The sequence below is a fragment of the Oceanobacillus sp. Castelsardo genome, assembly GCF_001659985.1.
GTDB lineage: Bacteria > Bacillota > Bacilli > Bacillales > Amphibacillaceae > Oceanobacillus.
Map to the genome: position 1 here is coordinate 20,388 of NZ_LYCS01000012.1, position 21,363 is coordinate 41,750.

The 21,363-nt window shown below is 35.3% G+C and carries 19 protein-coding genes; 5 read left to right on the forward strand and 14 right to left on the reverse strand.

What is annotated here, in order from left to right:
- Positions 1-12 precede the first annotated feature (12 nt).
- From A9178_RS15940 to mgsA, 9 genes are all read right to left on the reverse strand, one after another.
- Positions 13-783, reverse strand: a complete 771-nt coding sequence (locus A9178_RS15940; protein ID WP_068677069.1) for an SDR family oxidoreductase — start codon at positions 781-783, stop codon at positions 13-15.
- Between the two features lie 25 nt (positions 784-808).
- Positions 809-2,071, reverse strand: coding sequence for a nickel pincer cofactor-dependent isomerase, group 22 (locus A9178_RS15945; protein ID WP_068677070.1), 1,263 nt, complete (start codon positions 2,069-2,071; stop codon positions 809-811).
- Positions 2,072-2,282: 211 nt separating this feature from the next.
- Positions 2,283-3,203: an AEC family transporter gene (locus A9178_RS15950; protein WP_255376729.1), complete on the reverse strand. Its 921-nt coding sequence runs from the start codon at positions 3,201-3,203 to the stop codon at positions 2,283-2,285.
- Positions 3,204-3,422: 219 nt separating this feature from the next.
- Positions 3,423-4,502 (reverse strand): Gfo/Idh/MocA family protein, encoded by a 1,080-nt coding sequence (locus A9178_RS15955; protein WP_156520789.1) that lies wholly within the window; start codon positions 4,500-4,502, stop codon positions 3,423-3,425.
- Positions 4,503-4,585: 83 nt separating this feature from the next.
- Positions 4,586-5,446 (reverse strand): sugar phosphate isomerase/epimerase family protein, encoded by an 861-nt coding sequence (locus A9178_RS15960; protein WP_068677074.1) that lies wholly within the window; start codon positions 5,444-5,446, stop codon positions 4,586-4,588.
- Positions 5,443-6,453 carry a Gfo/Idh/MocA family protein gene (locus A9178_RS15965; protein ID WP_068677076.1) on the reverse strand — a complete coding sequence of 337 codons (1,011 nt, stop codon included), beginning with the start codon at positions 6,451-6,453 and terminating at the stop codon, positions 5,443-5,445. Before A9178_RS15965 ends, A9178_RS15960 begins: the two co-directional genes overlap by 4 nt.
- A 73-nt stretch (positions 6,454-6,526) precedes the next feature.
- Complete coding sequence (locus tag A9178_RS15970) at positions 6,527-7,675, reverse strand: Gfo/Idh/MocA family protein (RefSeq protein ID WP_068677087.1); 1,149 nt, start codon at positions 7,673-7,675, stop codon at positions 6,527-6,529.
- A 3-nt stretch (positions 7,676-7,678) separates the two neighbouring features.
- Positions 7,679-8,536 (reverse strand): helix-turn-helix transcriptional regulator, encoded by an 858-nt coding sequence (locus A9178_RS15975; RefSeq protein ID WP_068677089.1) that lies wholly within the window; start codon positions 8,534-8,536, stop codon positions 7,679-7,681.
- 186 nt (positions 8,537-8,722) lie between these two features.
- Positions 8,723-9,124, reverse strand: coding sequence for a methylglyoxal synthase (gene mgsA / locus A9178_RS15980; RefSeq protein ID WP_068677092.1), 402 nt, complete (start codon positions 9,122-9,124; stop codon positions 8,723-8,725).
- 200 nt (positions 9,125-9,324) lie between these two features.
- On the opposite strand from mgsA, the gene A9178_RS15985 reads away from it, so the two are divergent.
- Positions 9,325-10,539, forward strand: a complete 1,215-nt coding sequence (locus tag A9178_RS15985) for an ROK family transcriptional regulator (RefSeq protein ID WP_068677094.1) — start codon at positions 9,325-9,327, stop codon at positions 10,537-10,539.
- Between the two features lie 462 nt (positions 10,540-11,001).
- Here the strand turns inward: A9178_RS15985 and gndA are convergent, their stop codons facing one another.
- Complete coding sequence (gndA, locus tag A9178_RS15990) at positions 11,002-12,411, reverse strand: NADP-dependent phosphogluconate dehydrogenase (RefSeq protein ID WP_068677095.1); 1,410 nt, start codon at positions 12,409-12,411, stop codon at positions 11,002-11,004.
- A 70-nt stretch (positions 12,412-12,481) separates the two neighbouring features.
- Entirely contained in the window at positions 12,482-13,879 is a 1,398-nt protein-coding gene (gene uxaC, locus A9178_RS15995) for a glucuronate isomerase (protein ID WP_068677096.1), read from the reverse strand.
- A 356-nt stretch (positions 13,880-14,235) separates the two neighbouring features.
- On the opposite strand from uxaC, the gene A9178_RS16000 reads away from it, so the two are divergent.
- The 4 genes from A9178_RS16000 to A9178_RS16015 all read left to right on the forward strand — a co-directional run bounded on the left by A9178_RS16000 (position 14,236) and on the right by A9178_RS16015 (position 18,277).
- Entirely contained in the window at positions 14,236-15,396 is a 1,161-nt protein-coding gene (locus A9178_RS16000; RefSeq protein WP_068677102.1) for an ROK family transcriptional regulator, read from the forward strand.
- Between the two features lie 103 nt (positions 15,397-15,499).
- Entirely contained in the window at positions 15,500-16,504 is a 1,005-nt protein-coding gene (locus tag A9178_RS16005) for a TRAP transporter substrate-binding protein (RefSeq protein WP_231889871.1), read from the forward strand.
- The gene (locus A9178_RS16010; RefSeq protein ID WP_068677104.1) at positions 16,497-16,982 is read left to right on the forward strand and encodes a TRAP transporter small permease; all 486 of its coding nucleotides are present in this window, start codon (positions 16,497-16,499) and stop codon (positions 16,980-16,982) included. The genes A9178_RS16005 and A9178_RS16010 overlap by 8 nt, the downstream gene beginning before the upstream one ends.
- The gene (locus A9178_RS16015) at positions 16,982-18,277 is read left to right on the forward strand and encodes a TRAP transporter large permease (RefSeq protein ID WP_068677106.1); all 1,296 of its coding nucleotides are present in this window, start codon (positions 16,982-16,984) and stop codon (positions 18,275-18,277) included. The genes A9178_RS16010 and A9178_RS16015 overlap by 1 nt, the downstream gene beginning before the upstream one ends.
- Before the next feature lie 42 nt (positions 18,278-18,319).
- On the opposite strand, the gene A9178_RS16020 is transcribed toward A9178_RS16015, so the two are convergent.
- The 3 genes from A9178_RS16020 to A9178_RS16030 form a co-directional block, all read right to left on the reverse strand.
- Positions 18,320-19,735: an MFS transporter gene (locus A9178_RS16020; protein WP_068677108.1), complete on the reverse strand. Its 1,416-nt coding sequence runs from the start codon at positions 19,733-19,735 to the stop codon at positions 18,320-18,322.
- 469 nt (positions 19,736-20,204) lie between these two features.
- Entirely contained in the window at positions 20,205-20,591 is a 387-nt protein-coding gene (locus A9178_RS16025) for a DUF3887 domain-containing protein (protein ID WP_068677110.1), read from the reverse strand.
- Positions 20,588-21,271: a YhfC family glutamic-type intramembrane protease gene (locus A9178_RS16030; RefSeq protein WP_068677112.1), complete on the reverse strand. Its 684-nt coding sequence runs from the start codon at positions 21,269-21,271 to the stop codon at positions 20,588-20,590. The genes A9178_RS16025 and A9178_RS16030 overlap by 4 nt, the downstream gene beginning before the upstream one ends.
- Positions 21,272-21,363 lie beyond the last annotated feature (92 nt).

A 21,363-nucleotide genomic window follows, 5' to 3' on the forward strand; every position in this document is an offset into this window, starting at 1 on the left:
TTGAACATCCTCTTATATTGTCATGCTTAAATATCCACCGTCTACACGTAGAAAACTTCCTGTAACGTAACCAGAAGCTTTATCTGATGCTAGGTAAATTGCAGCACCTTTTAATTCTTCAGGTTCACCGAAACGTTTCATCGGAGTGTGGTTCATAATTGATTCAATTCTTGCTTCGTCCATGATCTTACGGTTTTGTACTGCTGGGAAGAATCCAGGTACAATAGCATTCACACGAATACCATGTGGAGCAAATTCTCTTGCTAAGAATTGAGTTATGTTATTCACACCTGCTTTAGATGCAGAATACGTGAATACTTTAGATAAAGGAATATTGGATGAAGCAGAAGAAACGTTAATAATGCTTCCTTTACGATTTTGTTCAACCATCTTTTTCGCGAATAACTGAATCGTAAATACTAAACCTTTTAGGTTGACATTCATAATGTCATCCCATTCTTCTGGATCTAATTCAAAGAAAGGTGTTGTACTATTTTTACCAGGCGCATTAAGAACAATATCCCAGCCACCTGCCCAATCTTCTATTTCTGCAGCAGCTTTTTTAACTGTTTCCATATCACTGACGTCAGCTTGGAATGACTTTGCAATTCCGCCACTTGCCTCAATTTCTTTCGTTACTTCTTCTGCCTTTTCTAAGTTACGTCCAACAATAGCAACTTTTGCACCTTGTTCTGCTAAACCTTTTGCCATTGCAGCACCTAGTGTACTATTTCCACCAATTGCTACGGCTACTTTTCCTGTTAAATCAAATAAGTTTTCCATCCTTGTTGCTCCTCTCATTTGTTCCTTATCTTAAACTTCCATCTTCATTAAATGGTATTTCATACAAATCAGAAACCTGTTCCATATTAGGATGTTCTTTTACATAATCTAATAGTGTTTCTGATACCTCTATCTCACCAACATGTAATGTGTCCAGAATCCGGACCATTTTCACCTTTGTAAAGTCTAAAATATTACATGTCTTAATGGCAGCTTGTATCGCCGCTTTATCTGTTGGCATTGCTGTAGAAATATGAGTTGGTCCGACTACAGTAGATGTCAATCCATTTGCGTATGTAGCCTCTCTGTCCATCTTGTCTACAACACGTTGAGTCGTGAAATCCGCTGTACCAACCCCATTCGCATTTCCCTCGGTTTGCGGCGTTAAATCTAGCACAACCATTTTCGTAACATCGGGGCCACCATGTGCATATGGTGTTGGATATCTTCCTGTTATATTCGGATCCATTCCATCTCCACTAATGTTCTTACCAATTTGATCAATTACAAGAACATCAATTTGATCAACAAATATTTTGGGCAATAACTTTTTAGCTAATTCTTGTAAAGCTGGCTCTTTTTCTTCAATTTCATTAGCTCGCATCACTTCAAGTTTAGCTACTTTGTCAAAAGCATTCTCCACGGTTGCAATACCGAATAAGATAGGCATCTTCTCGATAGTCATTTTTGCCATTTCAGGAACGTGTACATGCATATGTTTAAACCCTAGTTGATGGCATGCTTCCGCCCCTTTTTGTTTCCCTAAACCAATACTGATCATCTTCATAATTCCGCTTTCAACTTTACCACGGAAAGCAGTATGTGGCTTCACTCGGTTAATCACAACAATCCCATCTGCTTGGGATGCATATTTATCAATGTATACTGGTAATCCATTTGGAAGTTCACCAATTTTGATAACTTCCATTGAAGAACGAATTTCTGCACCAACACTTTCTTCTGTAACTCCTAAATGTTCTAATACAGCCTTTTGCCCTGGCCCTGTTGCACCACCATGACTTCCCATACTAGGAACAATAAATGGCTTTGCGCCTAAATCTTTTAGAAATTGAACAGTAGCTTTCGTAATATCAACTAAAGCATCCGTACCTCTACTACCAACCGCCAAGGCAATCTCAGCACCTGGTTTAACCATATCTTTCACATTCTCTAATTCTTGGTTTAATGTTCCTACTACGTCACCTAAATTTGATTCATCAAACGTTTGCTTCACCCTAGCCATTCTAGGTACTGGAATATCTTGAACTAGTTCCCTGAGAATACTCATAAAGGCCCACTCTCCACTTTAAAGTAATTTTTCAACATATACTTCTAATGTTCCCTATTACATTTTAAAAAACACATTTATTAAGTAAAACTAGAGTCTTCTTTATCAAAAACATTTTGTCATTCTTTTAATTTGTTTAATAAACAAATTATTAATTTAAGAATATCATTTAGATGTTTTTACGTCAAGGGAAACCGTTATCATGGTGGTATTAAAATAGTATGCCAGAAAAGTAAATCACCAATGATACGGTGGCAGCACTAAGTATAGTCGAAAACAAAACAACCTGAGCTGCAAACTCCGGATGGTTCTTATATTCCTGAGCTATTACTGCACTATTTACAGAAGTAGGCATGGCGGATGCGATAAATAAAGCTTGGGCAATAACCCCTTCTACCTGAAATACCCATATAATAATCAGTGCTACAACAGGACTTATGATGAGTCTAACAATTAGACTCGAATAAACAGAGGATAATCCGGATCTAAATTGTATTCTTGCTACTTGAGCTCCAAGAGTTAGTAGTGCTAGTGCTATCATCGCATCTGCAATATAGTTGGCTGGTAGCCAGATAAATGATGGAATATCCACATGGAATGCATTCAGAATAACACCAGCCAACATCGCATACAAAACAGGCATTTTAAAATAGCCAAGTAAAGCATTCCATTTGCCTTTTTCTACGGACTGCATTGAAAAAATACCATACGAGAAGGTGAATATGTTTTGTAGCGTAAGGACAATAACTTGTATAGACGCTGCGAATGGATCACTTTTAAAAACTAAATCATTTACAGGAACACCATAATTACCTGAGTTAAAAAAGATAACACTATTGGAAAAGGTAGTTTTCTTACTTTTATCTAGTTTTAAGAACTTCGCAACTACAATGGATATCATAAACAAAATAAATACCAATAAAATAAAAAAGAGGAAAACGTATCCGAAAAGAGAAAAGGATATTTTCGTACTATATAATTTAACAAATATAAAAGCTGGTACAACAAAGTAAATATTTAATTTCGATAATGTGGATATATCCATATTAAACTTTTTCTGTAGTATATATCCAATGGCCATCACGATAAATATTGGTAGAATGATATCTTTGAGTATAATGAACAATTCCACGAGATTAACCACCTTTTCTAATAAAGTGAAACTTCAATCAGTGGGGGGGTTCTTCATCCCCCACTGATTGTTAGTTGAACGAATCGGGCTTTTACTGGCTGTTAGTCCCCCACTTACAATTCCTGTTATCTTATGAATTCTTGAAGCGGGGGTCTTACAGCCAGTTAATGCGGGATAAAAATAAACTGTCCTAGTTATAAGGACAGTTTATTTCATTTTTTATTTTGTAACAACGATTGCTTCTTCTTGTGCTTTTAGGCATAACTCCGCTGCTTTAAATGCGTGTTCTTGTGTCATCGCGTTCTCTGTACGATGGATACAATCTTTAATTAATTCGCCAAAGAACGGAAATCCTACTGTACCAGATAGATTATCATAATGCTTTTCGCCATCTTTGTTTACCAAATATAAGTGATCTCCAGATTCTTCTCTTGCTACATCGACATACTTACGAACTTCAATGGTTCCTTCTGTTCCTGTAATAAATGTACGGCCATCTCCCCAAGTACTTAAGCCATCCGGTGTGAACCAATCGACTTTAAAGTAAAATGTTGCTCCATTTTCGCCAACTAAGGTTGCATCACCATAATCCTCTAGCTCAGGGTATTCTGGATTATTATAATTTCCTACCTTACTGTGTAGTACTTTGGCATCTTCATTTCCTGTGTAGTATAAAAATTGTTCGATTTGGTGGCTACCGATGTCGCATAATATTCCACCATATTGTTCCTTTTTAAAGAACCAGTCTGGACGACTTGGTGCATTTAAACGATGTGGTCCGAATCCGGTAACTTGAATAACTCTGCCAATTGCACCATCTTTTATTAGCTGACCAGCGAACACTGCTCCCTCAACATGTAGACGTTCACTGAAATAAACCATATATTTTTGTCCGGTTCGCTCGACTACCTTTTTTGTCTCTTCCAACTGCTCTAATGATGTAAATGGTGTTTTATCCGTGAAATAGTCTTTTCCAGCTTCCATAACTTTATTACCTAAAGCACTACGCTCTGATGGAATAGCAGCTGCTGCAACTAGTTTAATCTCATCATCATTCAAAACCTGTTCTAAACTTTCAGCAACTTGAACTTGTGGAAACTTCTCCACAAATTCTTCTACCTTTTGTGTATCAGGGTCATAAACCCATTTTAACGTTGCACCTGCTTCTACTAGACCATTACACATTCCATAAATATGTCCATGGTCAAGTGCCACAGCAGCAAATTGGAATTCCCCTTCCTTCACAACTGGATTCGGCTTCCCTTTTGGTGCATAATTCATTCCATCATTTTTACCCAATATCATCCGCTCCTTTATATAATGTAAATAGAAACTAGCGAATCCCACCAGTTCCCATTTACGAATTAATTTCTTATTTTAAATTAAAACCAGTCAGAGTATCCTAATTCTCTTAAGTTTTTCGCAGATGTTTCTAAGCAATCAAATGGATCTACTCCATACGTATCATCTTGCTCAATTAGGAAATACTGTGCTCCACTTTCTAATCCCGCTTCCATAATAGCTGGAATATTTAAATTACCTTCTCCTACTTCAGCAAACTCAATTAGATTTGTAAATTTAGTAAAGAATTTAGCCATATCTTTCAAATCATCTTCATGGACATCCAATTGACCGATTCGGTAATCTTTGAGGTGAAGTAAAGAAATACGTCCTTTGTATTCTTTTACAAATTCAACCGGATTTACACCAGCCCTTTGGATCCAGTGTACATCTAATTCAAATCCTAACGTTTTCGTGTTGTTTTTCATTAAATCAAGTAGGAATTCTCCATCATATTTTTGGAACTCGATATGATGTGTGTGATAGTATAATTCAATTCCGTGCTCTTTTAAGCGTTCAGCCATCGCTTCTGCTCTCTCGATGAATGCCATGATTTCGTCTTTATCGCCCATAATATTTAATGGAAGCATACCAATTCGGATAAAGTTACAGTTTAATGTCTTACAATCCTTAACAATCTTATCAAAGTCGTTTGATAATGTTTCCCCTGGTGCACCTGGTAACATGGGTTCTAAACCTGCTGAAAGTGCTGCAATTTTTATATCAAAGTCTTCACTTGCACGTTTTAATTCTGCAACATTTTCTTCTGTCATTGGAATTTGTGATACTTCTACTGCACCAAATCCAAGTTCATGGAGCTTTTTCATTGTTTCATATGCACCAATTTCTTCTACTTTGTTCTTTAACATCATCATTTGAACGCCAATTTTGCCTTTTGTCATTTGTATACCTCCATTTTAATCGTTTGTTTTATTTCCGATGATCTGCGAATCGCACTAATCATTTCCATCGATGTTTGGGCATCTTTTACGTGTATATAATCATCTGTATCATTTTCAATACATGAATAAAAGTGGTTGATTAGTTTATCGTGACTTGCACCATAGTAGAATTTCTTTCCAGGTAATTTTTCATCTTCAATTACCCTTTCTTTCTTACCTTCTTCATTTGTTTTTGTAAGAATACTGTCTTTAATGGTAAGTTTTCCTTTTTCCAGGAGTACTTGAAATTCAACAGAAGAGTTCGTAGCATTTGTTACCGTTGCAAAAAACAATCCAGTTGCACCATTGTTGAACTGTATATTTGCTGTAGCGGTATCCTCTACGTCATATCCATATTCAAATAGATTATCAATAGAGCCCCGGATGGTATCTATTTCGCCACCAATTAGTTGCATAAGGTCTAGCGTATGGATGGCCTGATTAATCATGACCCCACCACCAGATTGTCTAAATGTTCCTCTCCATGGTTTCTCATCATAATACGACTTTGGTCTAAACCAAGTTACCAATCCTTTGATACCTTTTACCTTTCCATACTCTCCGCTATCAACTAACTCCTTAAGTTTAATAAAAGTCTCATTAAACCGGTTTTGAAAGCTGATACAAATCTTTACATCGTTATATTTCTCCTCCAGCTCTGTTAAAAACATACCTTCTTCGGCGTTTCTAGCTAAAGGTTTTTCTTGAATGACGTGCACTCCCTTTTCCACACATGCTTTTGTGGCAGGGTAATGGAGGTGATGTGGTAGACAGATATGAACACAATCTAGTGATTCCTTTTCTAGCATCTCTTCGTAATCCGTATAAAAAGGAACCTCTGGAACTGTATCCTTCAATGACTCATCAATATCACATGTCGCAACCAACTCTGCCTTTTCACTATCTTGTATAGCTGGTATATGAATTTTAGAAATGTCACCTAATCCGATGATTGCTACTTTTAGCATCAGAATACCTCCTTATTTAAATGATGGATAAGAAAGATAAAGGAAAACCTTTATCTTTCTTAATCCAAATCATTTATTTTTGTTTTTCTTCATTAATTCGTTTATTTAGCTCTTCAAAATATACTTCTTCATCAACAGGTATTTCTACCTCTTTACCTAACCAACTTGAAAGGTGAATCGCGTTCGCTAATGCTACGCCATTAATTCCATCAGCACCAGGAGCGATTAACTCTTCTCCTTCTAAAATGTTAGCAGCAAAGTTTTCTAATACCGCTGTATGTTGCGCGCCCCAAACACTTTCAAATTCAATGACTTCTGTTTCATAAATTTTATCTGTATTGCCACCCATGACAAGTTTAGCTACTTCCATCATGTCCATTGTTTTATTCATTTCTTGTTCAGACTTTCTTAGACGTTTAATCGTTACTTTCTTACTATCGTCTACGATGATCTTTCCATTATCCCCTAAGATTTCAAAGCGATCCGTTCCGATTATGTCATGTGTACAAGTAACAAATACTCCAGTAGCACCATTACCATAATCAAGGATTGTTGTTACTTCATCTTCTACCGCAATATCTCTTTGATAACCATATTTCACATTAGAATATACTTTCTTAGGCATTCCAGCGATCCACTGAAGAAGATCCAATTGGTGTGGTGCTTGGTTAACTAGAACTCCACCACCTTCACCTTCCCAAGTTGCTCTCCATGCACTTTGATCATAATAACTCTGTGGTCTCCACCATGTTGTAATAATCCAGTTCGTACGACGAATATTTCCAATTTCGCCACTATCTACTATTTCTTTAACTTTTTGATATAGTTCATTTGTTCTTTGGTTGAACATAATAGCAAATGTCAATTCAGGTTTGGATGCTGCAAATTCATTTAATTCTTTAACCTGTTTTGTATAGACACCAGCTGGTTTTTCACCTAATACATGGATATCTCTTTTTAATGCTTCAATTCCCATTTCTGGATGTAAGTAATGTGGAACAGTCGTTACAACTGCATCTACATCTCCACTCTCTAGCATTTCAATATAGTTATCATAGAAAGGTACATTAGGATATTTCTCTTCAGCTGCCTGTTTTTTAGCAGGATCGATATCACAAATTGCACCAATTTCCATGTTTTTTACTCTACCTTCTGCAATAAAACCTGCATATGCTCCACCTTGAGCGCCTAAACCGATAATACCTAATCTTACTTTACTCATCTTTTAATTCTCCTCACTATAAATTTTTAGACGTTTTTTACGGTACTCTTTCGCCGTAACCCCTACTTTATTTTTAAAATAGCGACTAAAATGTGAAACACTTTCGAAGCCGCTTTCAATAGCAACATCCTTTAAAGCTTTCTTCGGTTCCGCTTCTAGTAAATATTTCGCTTGATTTAATCGGGAGCTCATCACATATTCCATTACGGTAAAACCAGTCATTTCTTTAAATACATGAGAAACATAGGATTTACTTATATTAAGTGATACAGCAATAGACTCGATTGATAGCTTGTCCGTATAATGCATTTGAATATACTTCGCAATATTTTCTGCATGCTCTTCCTTTTCCGACTTATCAGTGGAGATGTTTACTGAATCTAATATTCCAAGACGTTGAACAATCGTTAGGATTTGCAGTAACAGCGCTTTCAACTCGATTTGAAAATTTATTTCATTTGAGTCTGTTGTTTGTTGTATTTCTTCCAAACGACAAATCACTTTCTCTAATTGTTTGAATTCTGTATTATTCTTTGTTCGTATCAAACAATGATGGAGTTTTTCAAACACATCCAATAAATGTAGTCCGTTTAATTCTTTTAAAACCCCTTTAATCCACTGTGGGGAAAAGTGAACCGTACTTCGTATATATTCACTATTTGAGGGAACATTTGGTTTATGAAGTGCCAAACCGTCCATCAGTAAAATATCTCCCGGTTCTAAATCATAAATTTGGTTATGAATGAGATACCGACATGTACCTGAATGAAAAAGGTAGATTTCATATTCTCGATGGGAATGATAATCTGCATTATCCCAAATCCCATGGACGCGATAATTGACAATTAAATTTTCATTCAATCGAATTTCTCACCCCCTGCGGAACTATTATCATTATCTCACTTATTGTAAGCAATTTCATTATCTATAAATGTTTAAATTAGGCTAATAATTGACTGTGACTGCTTTATAAAAAGCACTTACAGATAATAACCATAAAAAAACACAAGAAGGTTTCACTTTTAACCATCCTGTGCTCCCATTTCATCATTTTTCATGAATAATTTCACGCCACTTTAAATCGCCACGGTCTAATGAATGTATTAATAACTCTGCCGTCCCCATGTTTGTTGCCAGAGGGATATTGTAAACATCACACAATCTCATTAATGCAGAAATATCCGGTTCGTGCGGTTGGGCTGTTAAAGGATCTCGAAAGAAAATAATCATATCCATATTGTTATCTGCAACAAGGGCTCCAATTTGTTGGTCTCCCCCTAATGGACCTGATTGAAAGCGATGAATCTTGAGTCCTGTAGCTTCGTTTATTCTGGATCCAGTAGTACCCGTTGCAAATAACTCATGCTTCTCTAAACTATATTTATAGGCCTCTGTAAAACGGACCATATCATCTTTTTTCTTGTCATGGGCAATTAAGGCGATTTTCATTGTATCTCCCCTATCTGTGAAATTTATTACTATATTTGATTCATACATCTAGCTAGGAAGAATTCACGAAATAGATTTTTGCATGAAAACCCTTCCATAATTATTTTAAAATGTTATTATTATATTAAAACAAGTATACTTTGTTTGATAGACAAATTATACTATTAAACAATAAATAAATCAAAAGGGGAATATGAAAAATGGTTACAGGAGACGGTGCATATATAAAAAGAATAAATAGAAGCCTTATACTCCAAGAGATTATGAATAACGGCCTCATATCAAGGGCTGAATTATCCAAAATAACAGGACTTAATAAAGCAACTATTTCTGTCCAAGTACAAGATTTACTAAAGGACAAACTTATATATGAAACACAACAAGAGCACCATTCTATTGGCAGAAGACCCATTATGCTGTCTATTAATGGTTCAGTAGGTTATGTGCTAGGAATTGATATAGATTTTCCTTGTATCCAATTCGCTGTTACTAACTTAAAAGGGAAAGAAATAGAATATTTACGAATTGAACCTGGGACAAAAGACTACGACTCCATTGTTCAAATAATAACAAATTATATCCAAGATTTTATGAATAAGTACTCGGATAGCCCTTATGGTTTAATTGGTGCTATGATTGCCATTCATGGCACAGTGAATAATGATGAATTAATAAACTTTGTACCAAAATTGAAATGGAAACAAAAAGATTTAAAAGCAGATCTGTCAAATCAATTAGATATAGACATTCATATCGTAAATAATGCAAATCTTTCCGCTTATGCGGAGCAAGTTTATAGTGAGCAAAATGATAATTTAATGTCTCTCATGCTTACTTCCGGGATAGGTGCAGGGATTATTATGGACGGCCAAATTCATAGAGGCTTCAATGGTTATGCAGGAGAAATGGGACATATGATTATATCACCTAATGGAAAAAAATGCTCCTGTGGAAACAGTGGGTGTTGGGAACGTTATGCCTCTGAATCTGTTCTTTTAACGGAGTTGTCTCAATTGCTAAATCAATCATCTCTAACTACAAAAGAGATTGCTGAGCTAATTGCAAAAAATGATTCCACTACTATTGAGTACATTAAACAATTCATTAAATTTTTATCGATAGGTATTAATAATATGATTAACTTGTATAATCCAGAGACAATCGTATTAAATAGTGAAATCTTACGTATTTATCCAGATACAGTAGATGAAATTAAAAGTCATCTAAAGTCTTCTATTAGTGATTATCGTGATATTACTATTTCTCAGTTAGGAATGAAAGCTAGTGTAATTGGTGCATGTGCACTTGCAATAAGCAATTTCCTAGATATATCTATACTGAGAATTCCAGATTCGAATCCTTCTACAGAGCAAACTACCGTAAATAATAAAAACCCCGAATTAGTAAATATGTAAAGAAAGGACCTCCATTTCGTATAAGTCGGTCACCTTTGATAGAAGAAAATTAAATTAATTGTTAAAGAGCATACCACCTTGTCGTCGGTATGCTATTTTTCGTTGGATATACTTATCGCTTAATAGCCCGATGAGTGACTGAATAATGAATATTCCTCTCTGTTCCGGCACTCATAAGCTCGATGAGTGACCGAATGATGATTATTTCTCTCTATTCAGTCACTCATAAGCCCGATGAGTGACTGAATAGTGATTATTTCTCTCTGTTCCGGCACTCATAAGCTCGATGAGTGACCGAATGACGATTATTCCTCTCTGTTCCGGTACTCATAAACTCGATACAAATCAAATATCAGGAATTTAAAAACGCCTGGAAATCAATCCAAGCGTTTTGTCTAAAACTATTTAATTTAATATGTTCTCCCCGGTAAGTGAACTACCTACGCTTCTATGGGAGTCCTTTTAAAACCACTCAGCGTGAAATACGCCTTCTTTATCTTTACGTTCAAATGTATGTGCACCAAAGTAATCTCTTTGTGCTTGGATTAAGTTTGCCGGTAAATCTTCTGCACGATAGCTATCATAATATGCAATTGCACTTGAGAATGTTGGTACTGGGATACCGTGTTTCATTGCAACTGTAATTACTTCACGAAGTGCGGATTGATAGTTTTCTACAATTTCCTTGAAATATTCATCTAACATTAAGTTAGCAAGTTGTGAGTCACGATCGAACGCTTCTTTAATTTTTTGTAAGAAGTGAGCACGGATGATACATCCACCACGCCAAATCATTGCGATGTCACCATATTTTAGATCCCATCCATATTCTTCGGAAGCTGCACGCATTTGTGCAAAACCTTGTGCATAAGAAGTAATTTTACTCATATATAGAGCTTTACGAATTGCTTCGATAAGTTCTTTACGGTCACCATCATATGCAACTGCTTCTGGACCACTTAACACCTTGCTTGCTTCCACGCGTTCATCTTTAAGGCTTGAAATAAAGCGTGCAAAAACAGATTCTGTAATTAATGGAAGTGGAACACCTAGGTCTAAAGCGTTCTTACTTGTCCATTTACCAGTACCTTTTTGTCCAGCCTTGTCCATAATTACTTCAACAAGAGGTTTTCCTGTTTCGTCATCCATCTTCGTAAAGACATCTGCTGTAATTTCAATTAGATAACTATCTAATTCGCCTTTATTCCATTCTTTGAATACCTCATGCAATTCACTTGCATCCATTCCAAGAACATTTTTCATAATGTTATAAGCTTCTGCAATTAATTGCATATCGCCGTATTCGATTCCGTTGTGAACCATCTTCACAAAGTGACCAGCACCATTTGGTCCAATATAAGTTACACAAGGGTCGCCTTCCACTTTTGCAGAGATAGCTTCAAAAATTGGAGCAACTAAATCGTATGCTTCTTTTTGACCACCAGGCATTAGGGACGGACCATTAAGAGCACCTTCTTCTCCACCAGAAACTCCAGTACCAATAAAATGAATTCCAGTTTCATCTAACTTTTGGTTACGACGCATGGTATCTTCGTATAATGTGTTACCACCATCAATAAGAATATCGCCTTCTTCAAGGTATGGTTGTAAGGATTCAATGGTAGCATCTGTTGCTGGCCCAGCTTGAACCATCATCATAATTTTACGTGGTTTTTCAAGGGAATTAACAAATTCTTCTATTGTTTCTGCACCGACAAAGTTTTTACCCTTTGCTTCATTCTCTAGAAAATCTTGTGTTTTTGCATACGTACGGTTAAATACCGCTACAGAATATCCTCTACTTTCAATATTTAACGCTAAGTTTCTTCCCATTACCGCTAAGCCAATAACACCAATTTGTTGTTTAGACATAGTTCTATCCTTTCTGCAATTGAAATTTTAATCTAATTTATTTATATACTATACAAACTCAGATTTCAAACTATATACCAAAATAGCGTTTTGCATTTTCATAACAAATATTTCTTACATACGTTTCTAATAACTTCATATCTTTCGGAGCTTTTCCTTCTTCCACCCATGTTCCTAACAGGTTACAAAGAATTCGACGGAAGTACTCATGTCTAGGGAAAGAAAGGAAACTTCTAGAATCGGTAAGCATTCCTATGAAATTACTAATTAAACCTGTGTTTGCCAATACTTTCATTTGGTCTTCCATTCCATCAATTGTATCATTAAACCACCAAGCTGTTCCAAACTGTACTTTTCCTGGAACTTCATCACTTTGGTAATTACCAGCCATCGTAGCTAATACATAATTATCACGAGAATTTAAGCTATATAATACAGTTTTTGGAAGTTTATCGTTGATGTCCATTGCATCAAGCATTTTAGATAATTTGTCAGCCAATAGTTGATCTCCAATAGAATCAAATCCACTATCCGGGCCAATCTTTCTAAACATTCTTGTACTGTTATTACGTAGAGGATTGATATGCAATTGCATGACCCATCCTTTTTCTGCATACCACTCACCAAGGGAAACTAATGTATATGTCTTGAATTGTTCTACTTCTTTTTGTGTCAAAACTTCCCCTTTTAGTCTTTTAGAAAAAATAGATGCAACTTCTTGTTTCGTTGCTTCTTCATAGAACATGACATTGATCCCGTGGTCGGAACTCTTACATCCATGTTCATCAAAATAATTCACACGATTTGCTAGAGCATCTAAAAATGCATCATAATTTTCGATAGAAGCATCTATTGCCTGCTCCAATTTTCTAACCCAATCAATAAACCCTTCTTTTTCAATTCCTAATGCCGTATCTGGACGGAACGATGGAGAAACGGTAAATCCGATATCTTCTTTTGCTAATGCTTCATGGGCTTTTAAATCATCCGCTGGGTCATCTGTCGTACCTACAAATTCAACTTTTTTATTAGTTAATAAAGATCGAACAGACATTTCAGATGTCTTTATTTTTGCATTTGCTTTCTCCCAAATCGCTGGTGCAGATTCTTCATTAAATACTTCATCAATATCAAAATAACGAAGTAATTCCAAATGTGCCCAATGATATAATGGGTTTCCTATAGCATTTGGAATCGTCTTTGCCCATGCTAAGAATTTTTCGTAATCACTTTTGTTTCCTGTAATATAATCTTCACTAATTCCATTAGCTCTCATCGCACGCCATTTATAATGGTCACCACCTAACCAAACCTCAGAAATATTATCAAAGTTTTTATTCTCTAGTATTTCGTATTGATTTAAATGGTTATGGTAATCAATGATTGGTAAATCTTTAGCTGTCTGATGAAATAATTCTCTAGCAGTATCATTATAAAGTAAAAAATCATCTTTAATAAACGTTTTCACTTTTCATCCACCTTTCATTTTTGGCGGATAAGAATGTATAAACTTTCTTATCCGCATTAAGTGCAACTATGGCCATTCTCTTAGAATAATAGCAAATTCCAAGTTTTATAAAGCAGAGTCATGTGTATCTTTCATCGAGTTAGAGTAAACTATTAAAAAAAATTACAGTTTGTTTTAATTATTTGTTTACTAAACAAACTATATCACATATACTATAATATGTAAACGTTTTTAGATTTCCTAAGTAGATGGAAAATACTTCCCTAGTCCACATAACTGGAATGAGGCATCTCCAAGCTATGCCTTTCTTTTCTAATAAGTTAGCTTTTAAAAAAACAGGATAAGGATGAACATAAGTGAAAACAGGAGACGCTAGTTACATTAAACAATTGAATAGGAAAATACTCATAAAGGAAATCATTAAGAATAGGTCTCTTTCTAGAAGTGACTTAGCTAGAATTACTGGTTTAAATAAAGCAACTGTTTCTTCCCAGGTAAATGATTTTATTGAAGAACAAATTGTTATCGAGGAATTTGATAATAAGTCAAACAACCGTGGTAGAAGACCCATTATCTTAAAGATTAACGGAATGGCTGGTTACAGTATTGGAATTGATATAGACGCAAATCATATTTCTGTACTGTTTATGAACTTGAATGGGAAGACATTTGAAAAATTTAGTGTCGAAGTACAGTTTGATGATCTGATTCAAGCAACAAAGCATCTTATTGATCATTTAACACCTTTAGTAGAAAAGTTTAATTCCATTTATCATCCAGTAAAACTGATAGGCATTACAGTTGGAATTCATGGCATTGTAAATGATAAAGAAGAGATTATTTTCACTCCGAAACAAGAATGGTCTAATTACGATATAAAAAGCCAACTGGAACAAGCTTTTCATACAAAAGTATATGTAGATAATAATGCAAACTTAAGCGTCTTTGCCGAGCAGGTTTTTGAAGATCCTATGGCCAATCTATTTTGTATTACACTTTATTCCGGTATTGGACTAGGGATCATAAGTGAGAACGAGATATATCGTGGATATCAAGGGTTTGCTGGAGAAATTGGCCATATGGTCGTGGAATCAAACGGCCTAGCTTGTCCATGTGGCAATAAGGGTTGTTGGGAACTTTATGCTTCTGAAAGAGCACTAGCCGAAGCTCTAAACATTAGTTCTTGTAAAACTTCCTTAGAAAATGCAATCCTCTTACCCGAAAACAAGGATATTCTTAATGAGTACTTGCACTATTTGGCAATAGGATTAAACAATATCATAAATATTTTTAACCCTGAAAAAATAATCTTAAATGGCGCTATTATTCATGGACATTTCTCATTAATAACAGAAATGACAAAGCGACTACATTCCAAAATGAATAGTTATCGAGAAATTAGATTATCCAAACTAGGAGAATATTCATGTGTTCTTGGTGGCGCTGCATTTGCTTTAAAGAACTTCTATGAAATCGATACCATTAATTTTTCAGCTTATGGCTACTTTGGAGAATAAAAAAACAAATTACGATCACTAAAGATTTGCAAATCAACGCAAACCTGGAAAAGTATTAGTTAGGAAAGAGAACGCTAAATCATTTTGAAAGGAACGAAGGAAGTTGCGTAGGTATTTATTTATTTCACTTTTAATAGTTATGCTTTTAACTCTTGTTGGTTGTCAAAGTGCTAAAGAACAATCAGATACAGCTGAATTAAAGCTTGCCCATAATCTGCCTCTAGACCACCCTGTTCATCTATCATTATTGGAATTTGGAAAATTAGTTAAAGAAAAATCAGGTGGGGAAATTAAAGTTAAAATTTTCCCTAATGGACAATTGGGTAGCGAAAGAGAAGTAATAGAGTTGACTCAAACTGGAGCAGTTGATTTAACGAAAGTTAGTGCTAGTGCGTTAGAGGGATTTGCGTCAGACTACTCCATTTTCAGTCTACCTTACATGTTTGAAGAGTATGAAACGTTTCAACGAGTAATGAATAATAAAAAAGTGACAGGAAATCTATATTATCAAACAGAAGATAGTGGATTTATCGGGTTAACTTATTTTAATGCTGGTTTAAGAAACCTTTATACAAAGGAGCGGGAAGTAAATGATGTATCAGATATGAATGGTCTTAAAGTTAGGGTTCAACCAAGCCAGACTAGTGTTCAAATGATTGAACACTTCGGAGGAATACCTACAGCAATGGCTTATGGTGAAGTTTATACCGCTTTACAATCGGGGGTTATTGATGCAGCAGAGAATAACGAAACTGCGTTAGTAGGTAATAATCACGGAGAAGTAGCGAAATATTATATGTACACTGGTCACCAAATTGTACCAGACATGTTAATTATGAATGCCAAACGATTTAATCAATTCTCTGAAGAGGAACAACAATGGATACATGAAGCAGCAGAAGAGGCTACCCTTTATCACGAAGATGTATGGGCTAAGTCTATTAAAGATCAGACAGAGACAGCAAAGGATAAGATGGGAGTTCAATTTATCGAAGTGGACAAGTCTTCATTTATCAAAGCTGTTCAGCCGATGCATGAACGCTTTTCTACTAATCCGAAAACAAAAGACATTTATCAATTAATACAGGAGGCGATTCAAAGTGAATAAAGTTAAAATTTTCGTTGATAAGATTCTACTTAGCCTCTCATCCTTATTACTTATTTTAATGGTAGTCTTAACACTTTGGCAGGTTACCGCACGGTATATTTTAAATGTTGCTTCACCGGCAACGGAGGAGTTAACAAGATTTCTACTTATTTGGTTTGGACTTATGACTGCTGCTTATGTTTTTGGGGCGAAAAAACATATTGCAATATTAGTTTTCAGAGAAAAGTTTAGTCCAAAGACGCAACTATTGATCCAAAGGTTTACCGATCTTTTAGTTCTATTAGTTGCTGCAATATTAATGGTCTATGGTGGAATGAAAGTCGTCATGCTCACTGCAGCCCAAACAGCAGCAGCTACGGGTATTTCGATGGCGTACGTTTATTTCTGTTTACCTTTAAGTGGATTATTTATTATCTTCTATACGATATACCACATGATGAATAACACGACCAATGAAAATGAGGAGGTGGGAGTGTAATGACAGTAATTGCTGGTTCCGTACTATTTATTAGTTTTATACTATTACTGCTCATTGGAGCTCCTATTGCCATTTCAATAGTTCTAAGTTCCGTTATTACGTTTTTTATCGTATTACCTTTCGATGTATCCTTAATGACTTCAGCCCAACGAATGATTACTGGAATAGATAACTTTACCATGTTGGCAATTCCTTTATTCGTTTTAGCTGGAATTATTATGAACAATGGAGGTATTGCATTCCGTCTAGTAAACTTTGCGAAGGTCCTTGTTGGTAAACTCCCCGGTGCTTTAGCACATACAAATGCAGTTGGTAATATGCTTTTTGGTTCCATTGCAGGTTCTAGTGTCGCATCAGCCGCAGCCATGGGACGGATCATGGGACCCATGCAAGAAAGGCAAGGATACAAAAAAACATATTCAGCTGCTGTTAATATCGCATCCGCACCTACAGGGTTAATTATTCCACCTAGCTCCGTTTTAATCGTCTATTCCTTAGTTAGTGGTGGTACCTCTGTTGCAGCATTGTTTATGGCAGGATATATTCCGGGAATCCTTTGGGGGATAGCCGTGATGGTTGTCGCTTATTTTATGGCAAAAAAAGAAAACTATCCCGTATCCACTTTGCCAAATTTAAAAGATATCATTTATATCATTTTAAGTGCGATTCCAAGTTTATTGTTAATTATTATTGTAATTGGTGGAATTGTAGCTGGTATTTTTACCGCCACAGAAGGAGCAGCTGTAGCCGTTCTTTATTCTACGATATTAGCACTTATATATAAGGGATTAAAATGGAGAGACATTCCGTCAATGTTAAAGGAAACCATTGAAATAACGGGTATGATTTTATTCTTAATTACATCATCTGCATTATTTTCATTGGTAATGTCCTATTTAGGTCTACCTGAAGCAATTAGTAATGCTTTATTATCTATTACTGAAAACCAAATTGGGATTTTATTGATAATGCTATTCATTTTACTACTTGTTGGTACATTTATGGATATTACCCCAGCTGTTTTAATTTTTACACCAATATTTTTACCTGTTGCACAGACATTTGGAATGGATCCTGTTCACTTTGGAATGATTTTGTGTTTTGGCCTTTGTATTGGTAATATGACACCTCCTGTTGGAAGTGCATTATTCGTTGGGGCTTCTGTTGCTAATGTAAGAATTGAACAAGTAATTGGTACGTTAATTCCATACTTTATAGCTGTCATTATCGTGCTTTTACTTGTGACATTTATACCACAACTTTCCTTGTTCTTACCGAATCTATTTAATCTATAATAGAACATCAAAAAGCGCCAACTTTAAAAGTCGGCGCTTTTTTTATTCTGCATTTTGTTTTCTACGTTCATCCAAATCAGCTACTAATTGATTGGTACGTGCTTTGTTTAACGGATACAAGAACGCTAACATAACGAATGCTAACGCAAATAGAATACCTGGTACTAGAGTAGCTAAGAAATACATTCCATCAAGTGCTTCTTTTGTTTGTACGGCTTTTGTAGCATCGTATCCAATAGCAGCAATGGCAAAACCACCGATACCGCCAGCAACCGCTTGTCCAATTTTACGGGCGAAGGAGTATATAGAGTATACTGTTCCGTCTTCTCTCAAACCTGTAAGGAATTCATGGTAATCAATCACATCCGTTACGAATGCCCAAATAATTAAGTTGAATAAACCATAACTTGCGAACATACCTACCCCACTTAAAAATATAAAAGTGGTTACATTTACATTCGGTAAAATGTAAAGGAGTAAATATGCAGCTGCTGCTAGTAGCATTCCTGTAGAACCAACAGCTTTTTTACCAAAACGTTTTACTAATGGATTAATAATCGGCATGGCTACCAACACTGCCGCTGTTTGAACAAATCCGATGACACTTAGTGCAGTTGTACTACCAAAATAATCTTTAAATAAATATACGTTTACGGTTCCAATTAACAATACGGTTACCATGAAGACTAAAGAAGTAATAAGAATCCATAATAACGGTTTATTTTTTGTAAGCCCTTTAAGCGTTTTTTTAAAGTTACCTTTCTCTGTTGGATGTTCTGGTGGTGTAATACGTTCTGTTGTTAAAGCCACACTCGCCATATAACAAGAAAGGGAAAGAATTCCAAAAATAATAGCGGTTATTAAGAAACGGCTTTCACTTGCTTGGTTGTTTTGAAATAATAATAATGGACCACCAACGTTAATAATCAATCCTGCTAACGTTGCACCTAATCCTCTCCATGTAGAAAGAGATGTACGCTCTACAGGATCACTAGTAATTACAGATGCCATCGAACCATAAGGGATATTTACTGTGGAGTATAAGGTTCCCCATAGAATGTATGTCACAAATGCCCAAGCTAGATAAAAACCTTCAGACATTCCCGGTATTTTGACGAACATTAATACGCCAGTAAATACTAAAGGAAAGGACATTCGAAACATCCATGGTTTGAATTTTCCATGTTTTGTAGTTTTTCTCGTATCAATAAATCTCCCCCATAACACGTCTGCAAAAGCATCCCAAAAGCGAGCAATCATAAATAAGACACCTACTGTTGCAGCGCTAATATGGAAGATGTCTGTATAGAATACCATTAAATATGATGATGCTAATAAAAAGAAGAAATCGTTACCAAAATCGCCAAATAAATAACCAATCTTGTCTCTCAAACCAAATGGGCGAACATTATTCACACTTTTCTCAGGTTCAAACTGTTCGAATTCTGGTTGTAACATATTAAAGCCCCCTATTATTATGTGAATCTTATGCAATGATAGTGTTTACATAAAATTTTATAGATTAACTAACTAAATTGTTACCACTTACAAAATACATTAGTTTGTTCGGAAAACAAACTAATTATTGCTAACTAATTGTACAATGTTACGCTTTCATTTTCAATCCTAATTTTATGCTTTTATAATTGTAACATTTGCCAATCAACTTTAAGAAAGCGTTCTTATGCCTTTAATTATAATTGGAATAGCAGCTAACAGTTAGGACTATCTTTGCATAAGTAGGACTAAAATAGTTAAAGTGTTTAAGGAAGGTTATTTATATTAAGAATGAAACAGACAGAACAGAGTAATTTTCTGTCTGTTATTTATTTTTTCCTTAACTAACCTACCTTTGTAAAAGAATAAAATACTAGTCACAAATAATTGTTTCAATTTTATATTCGAAATGCTCTTATGCCTTCCCTACTTATTTAATAAATAACCCTGCTACTTCATCTTTATTGTTAAAGGTTATAGTGAATACACGATTTTCGTTACTGTATTTTGCAACAAGAACAACGATATAAAAGCCATCTTTTTTCTCGACAGAGGATTTATCGATCTTTTCAAAGTCACCAGATTTTTCGATGATAGGAGTAAGTTCTTCCATTTGCTCTTCTGGTAATCCTGTTTTCATTTGTTCATCAAACATCTCATGAATCGCTTTATAATTAATTTCGTTTAATAATGAAACGATTTCTTCAGCCTTTGAAATATACTTTTCTGAAGTTGAATCATCCACAGTGTTTCCCCCACATGCGACAAGTGTAAGTATTGCCATGGAACCTAATATCGTTAATAAAATTCTCTTCATTGTAACACTCCCTTTCTTTTTGTCCATATACTATAACTGAAAAGGGCTAACGCAATAATGGCTATCGTAACTTCCAAAACAATCAGCACACTATCCTGTGGCACATATAATGGTAAAATCCCTACCAATGCATCTGTAAAACCATGGATTATAATTGCAAGCAGAATATAATAAAATCTTTTTCGAACGACCCCCTGTAATACAATTATCGAAAGTCCTATATGTAATAACATTGCAAAGAAACGTTCGACACCACCAATAAAGAAATCTGCACTGTATGCAATAGCAGCCGGTGATAATAACAAGTTTATCGCACTAATTCCTACAAATAACACTGCTTCAATACCACCGTGTCCTAAACCGAACCAAAAGCCAGATTGCCAATCTCGCTGTTTCATAAAAAAGTACATCGCAGTAAAACGAGCAAATTCTTCAAATATACCGGCCGACAAACCAATAACTATAGCAAATAAAACGGGTTGGGTGGCGTTAAACATTGAATAGGTAGTGCTGTGCTCTCCTAAATATTGCAGTATTGGTATGCGTATCAAAACTTGTGATACAACAAATGCAAGTACACCCAATACAAACGGAATATATTGCTTTTTATAATACGAATATAATAACGCCATTAGCGGTAACCCCACGCTAATAACTAAAGCAAAAATAATACCTGCCATCAAGTTCACTCCCTAATTGAAGTGTATTAAAGCCATTCCGTAAAGTAAATAACTTTGGCATATTCGGTTCATTTTTCATCATAAATGGTCTT

Coding starts and splice junctions, on each gene's coding strand:
- A9178_RS16030 (WP_068677112.1), bottom strand. CDS start 21,271: ATGGCAGGTATTATTTTTGCTTTAGTTATTAGCGTGGGGTTACCGCTA.
- A9178_RS15940 (WP_068677069.1), bottom strand. CDS start 783: ATGGAAAACTTATTTGATTTAACAGGAAAAGTAGCCGTAGCAATTGGT.
- A9178_RS16015 (WP_068677106.1), top strand. CDS start 16,982: ATGACAGTAATTGCTGGTTCCGTACTATTTATTAGTTTTATACTATTA.
- A9178_RS16025 (WP_068677110.1), bottom strand. CDS start 20,591: ATGAAGAGAATTTTATTAACGATATTAGGTTCCATGGCAATACTTACA.
- mgsA (WP_068677092.1), bottom strand. CDS start 9,124: ATGAAAATCGCCTTAATTGCCCATGACAAGAAAAAAGATGATATGGTC.
- A9178_RS15985 (WP_068677094.1), top strand. CDS start 9,325: ATGGTTACAGGAGACGGTGCATATATAAAAAGAATAAATAGAAGCCTT.
- A9178_RS15960 (WP_068677074.1), bottom strand. CDS start 5,446: ATGACAAAAGGCAAAATTGGCGTTCAAATGATGATGTTAAAGAACAAA.
- A9178_RS16020 (WP_068677108.1), bottom strand. CDS start 19,735: ATGTTACAACCAGAATTCGAACAGTTTGAACCTGAGAAAAGTGTGAAT.
- A9178_RS15945 (WP_068677070.1), bottom strand. CDS start 2,071: ATGAGTATTCTCAGGGAACTAGTTCAAGATATTCCAGTACCTAGAATG.
- A9178_RS15970 (WP_068677087.1), bottom strand. CDS start 7,675: ATGAGTAAAGTAAGATTAGGTATTATCGGTTTAGGCGCTCAAGGTGGA.
- gndA (WP_068677095.1), bottom strand. CDS start 12,411: ATGTCTAAACAACAAATTGGTGTTATTGGCTTAGCGGTAATGGGAAGA.
- A9178_RS15965 (WP_068677076.1), bottom strand. CDS start 6,453: ATGCTAAAAGTAGCAATCATCGGATTAGGTGACATTTCTAAAATTCAT.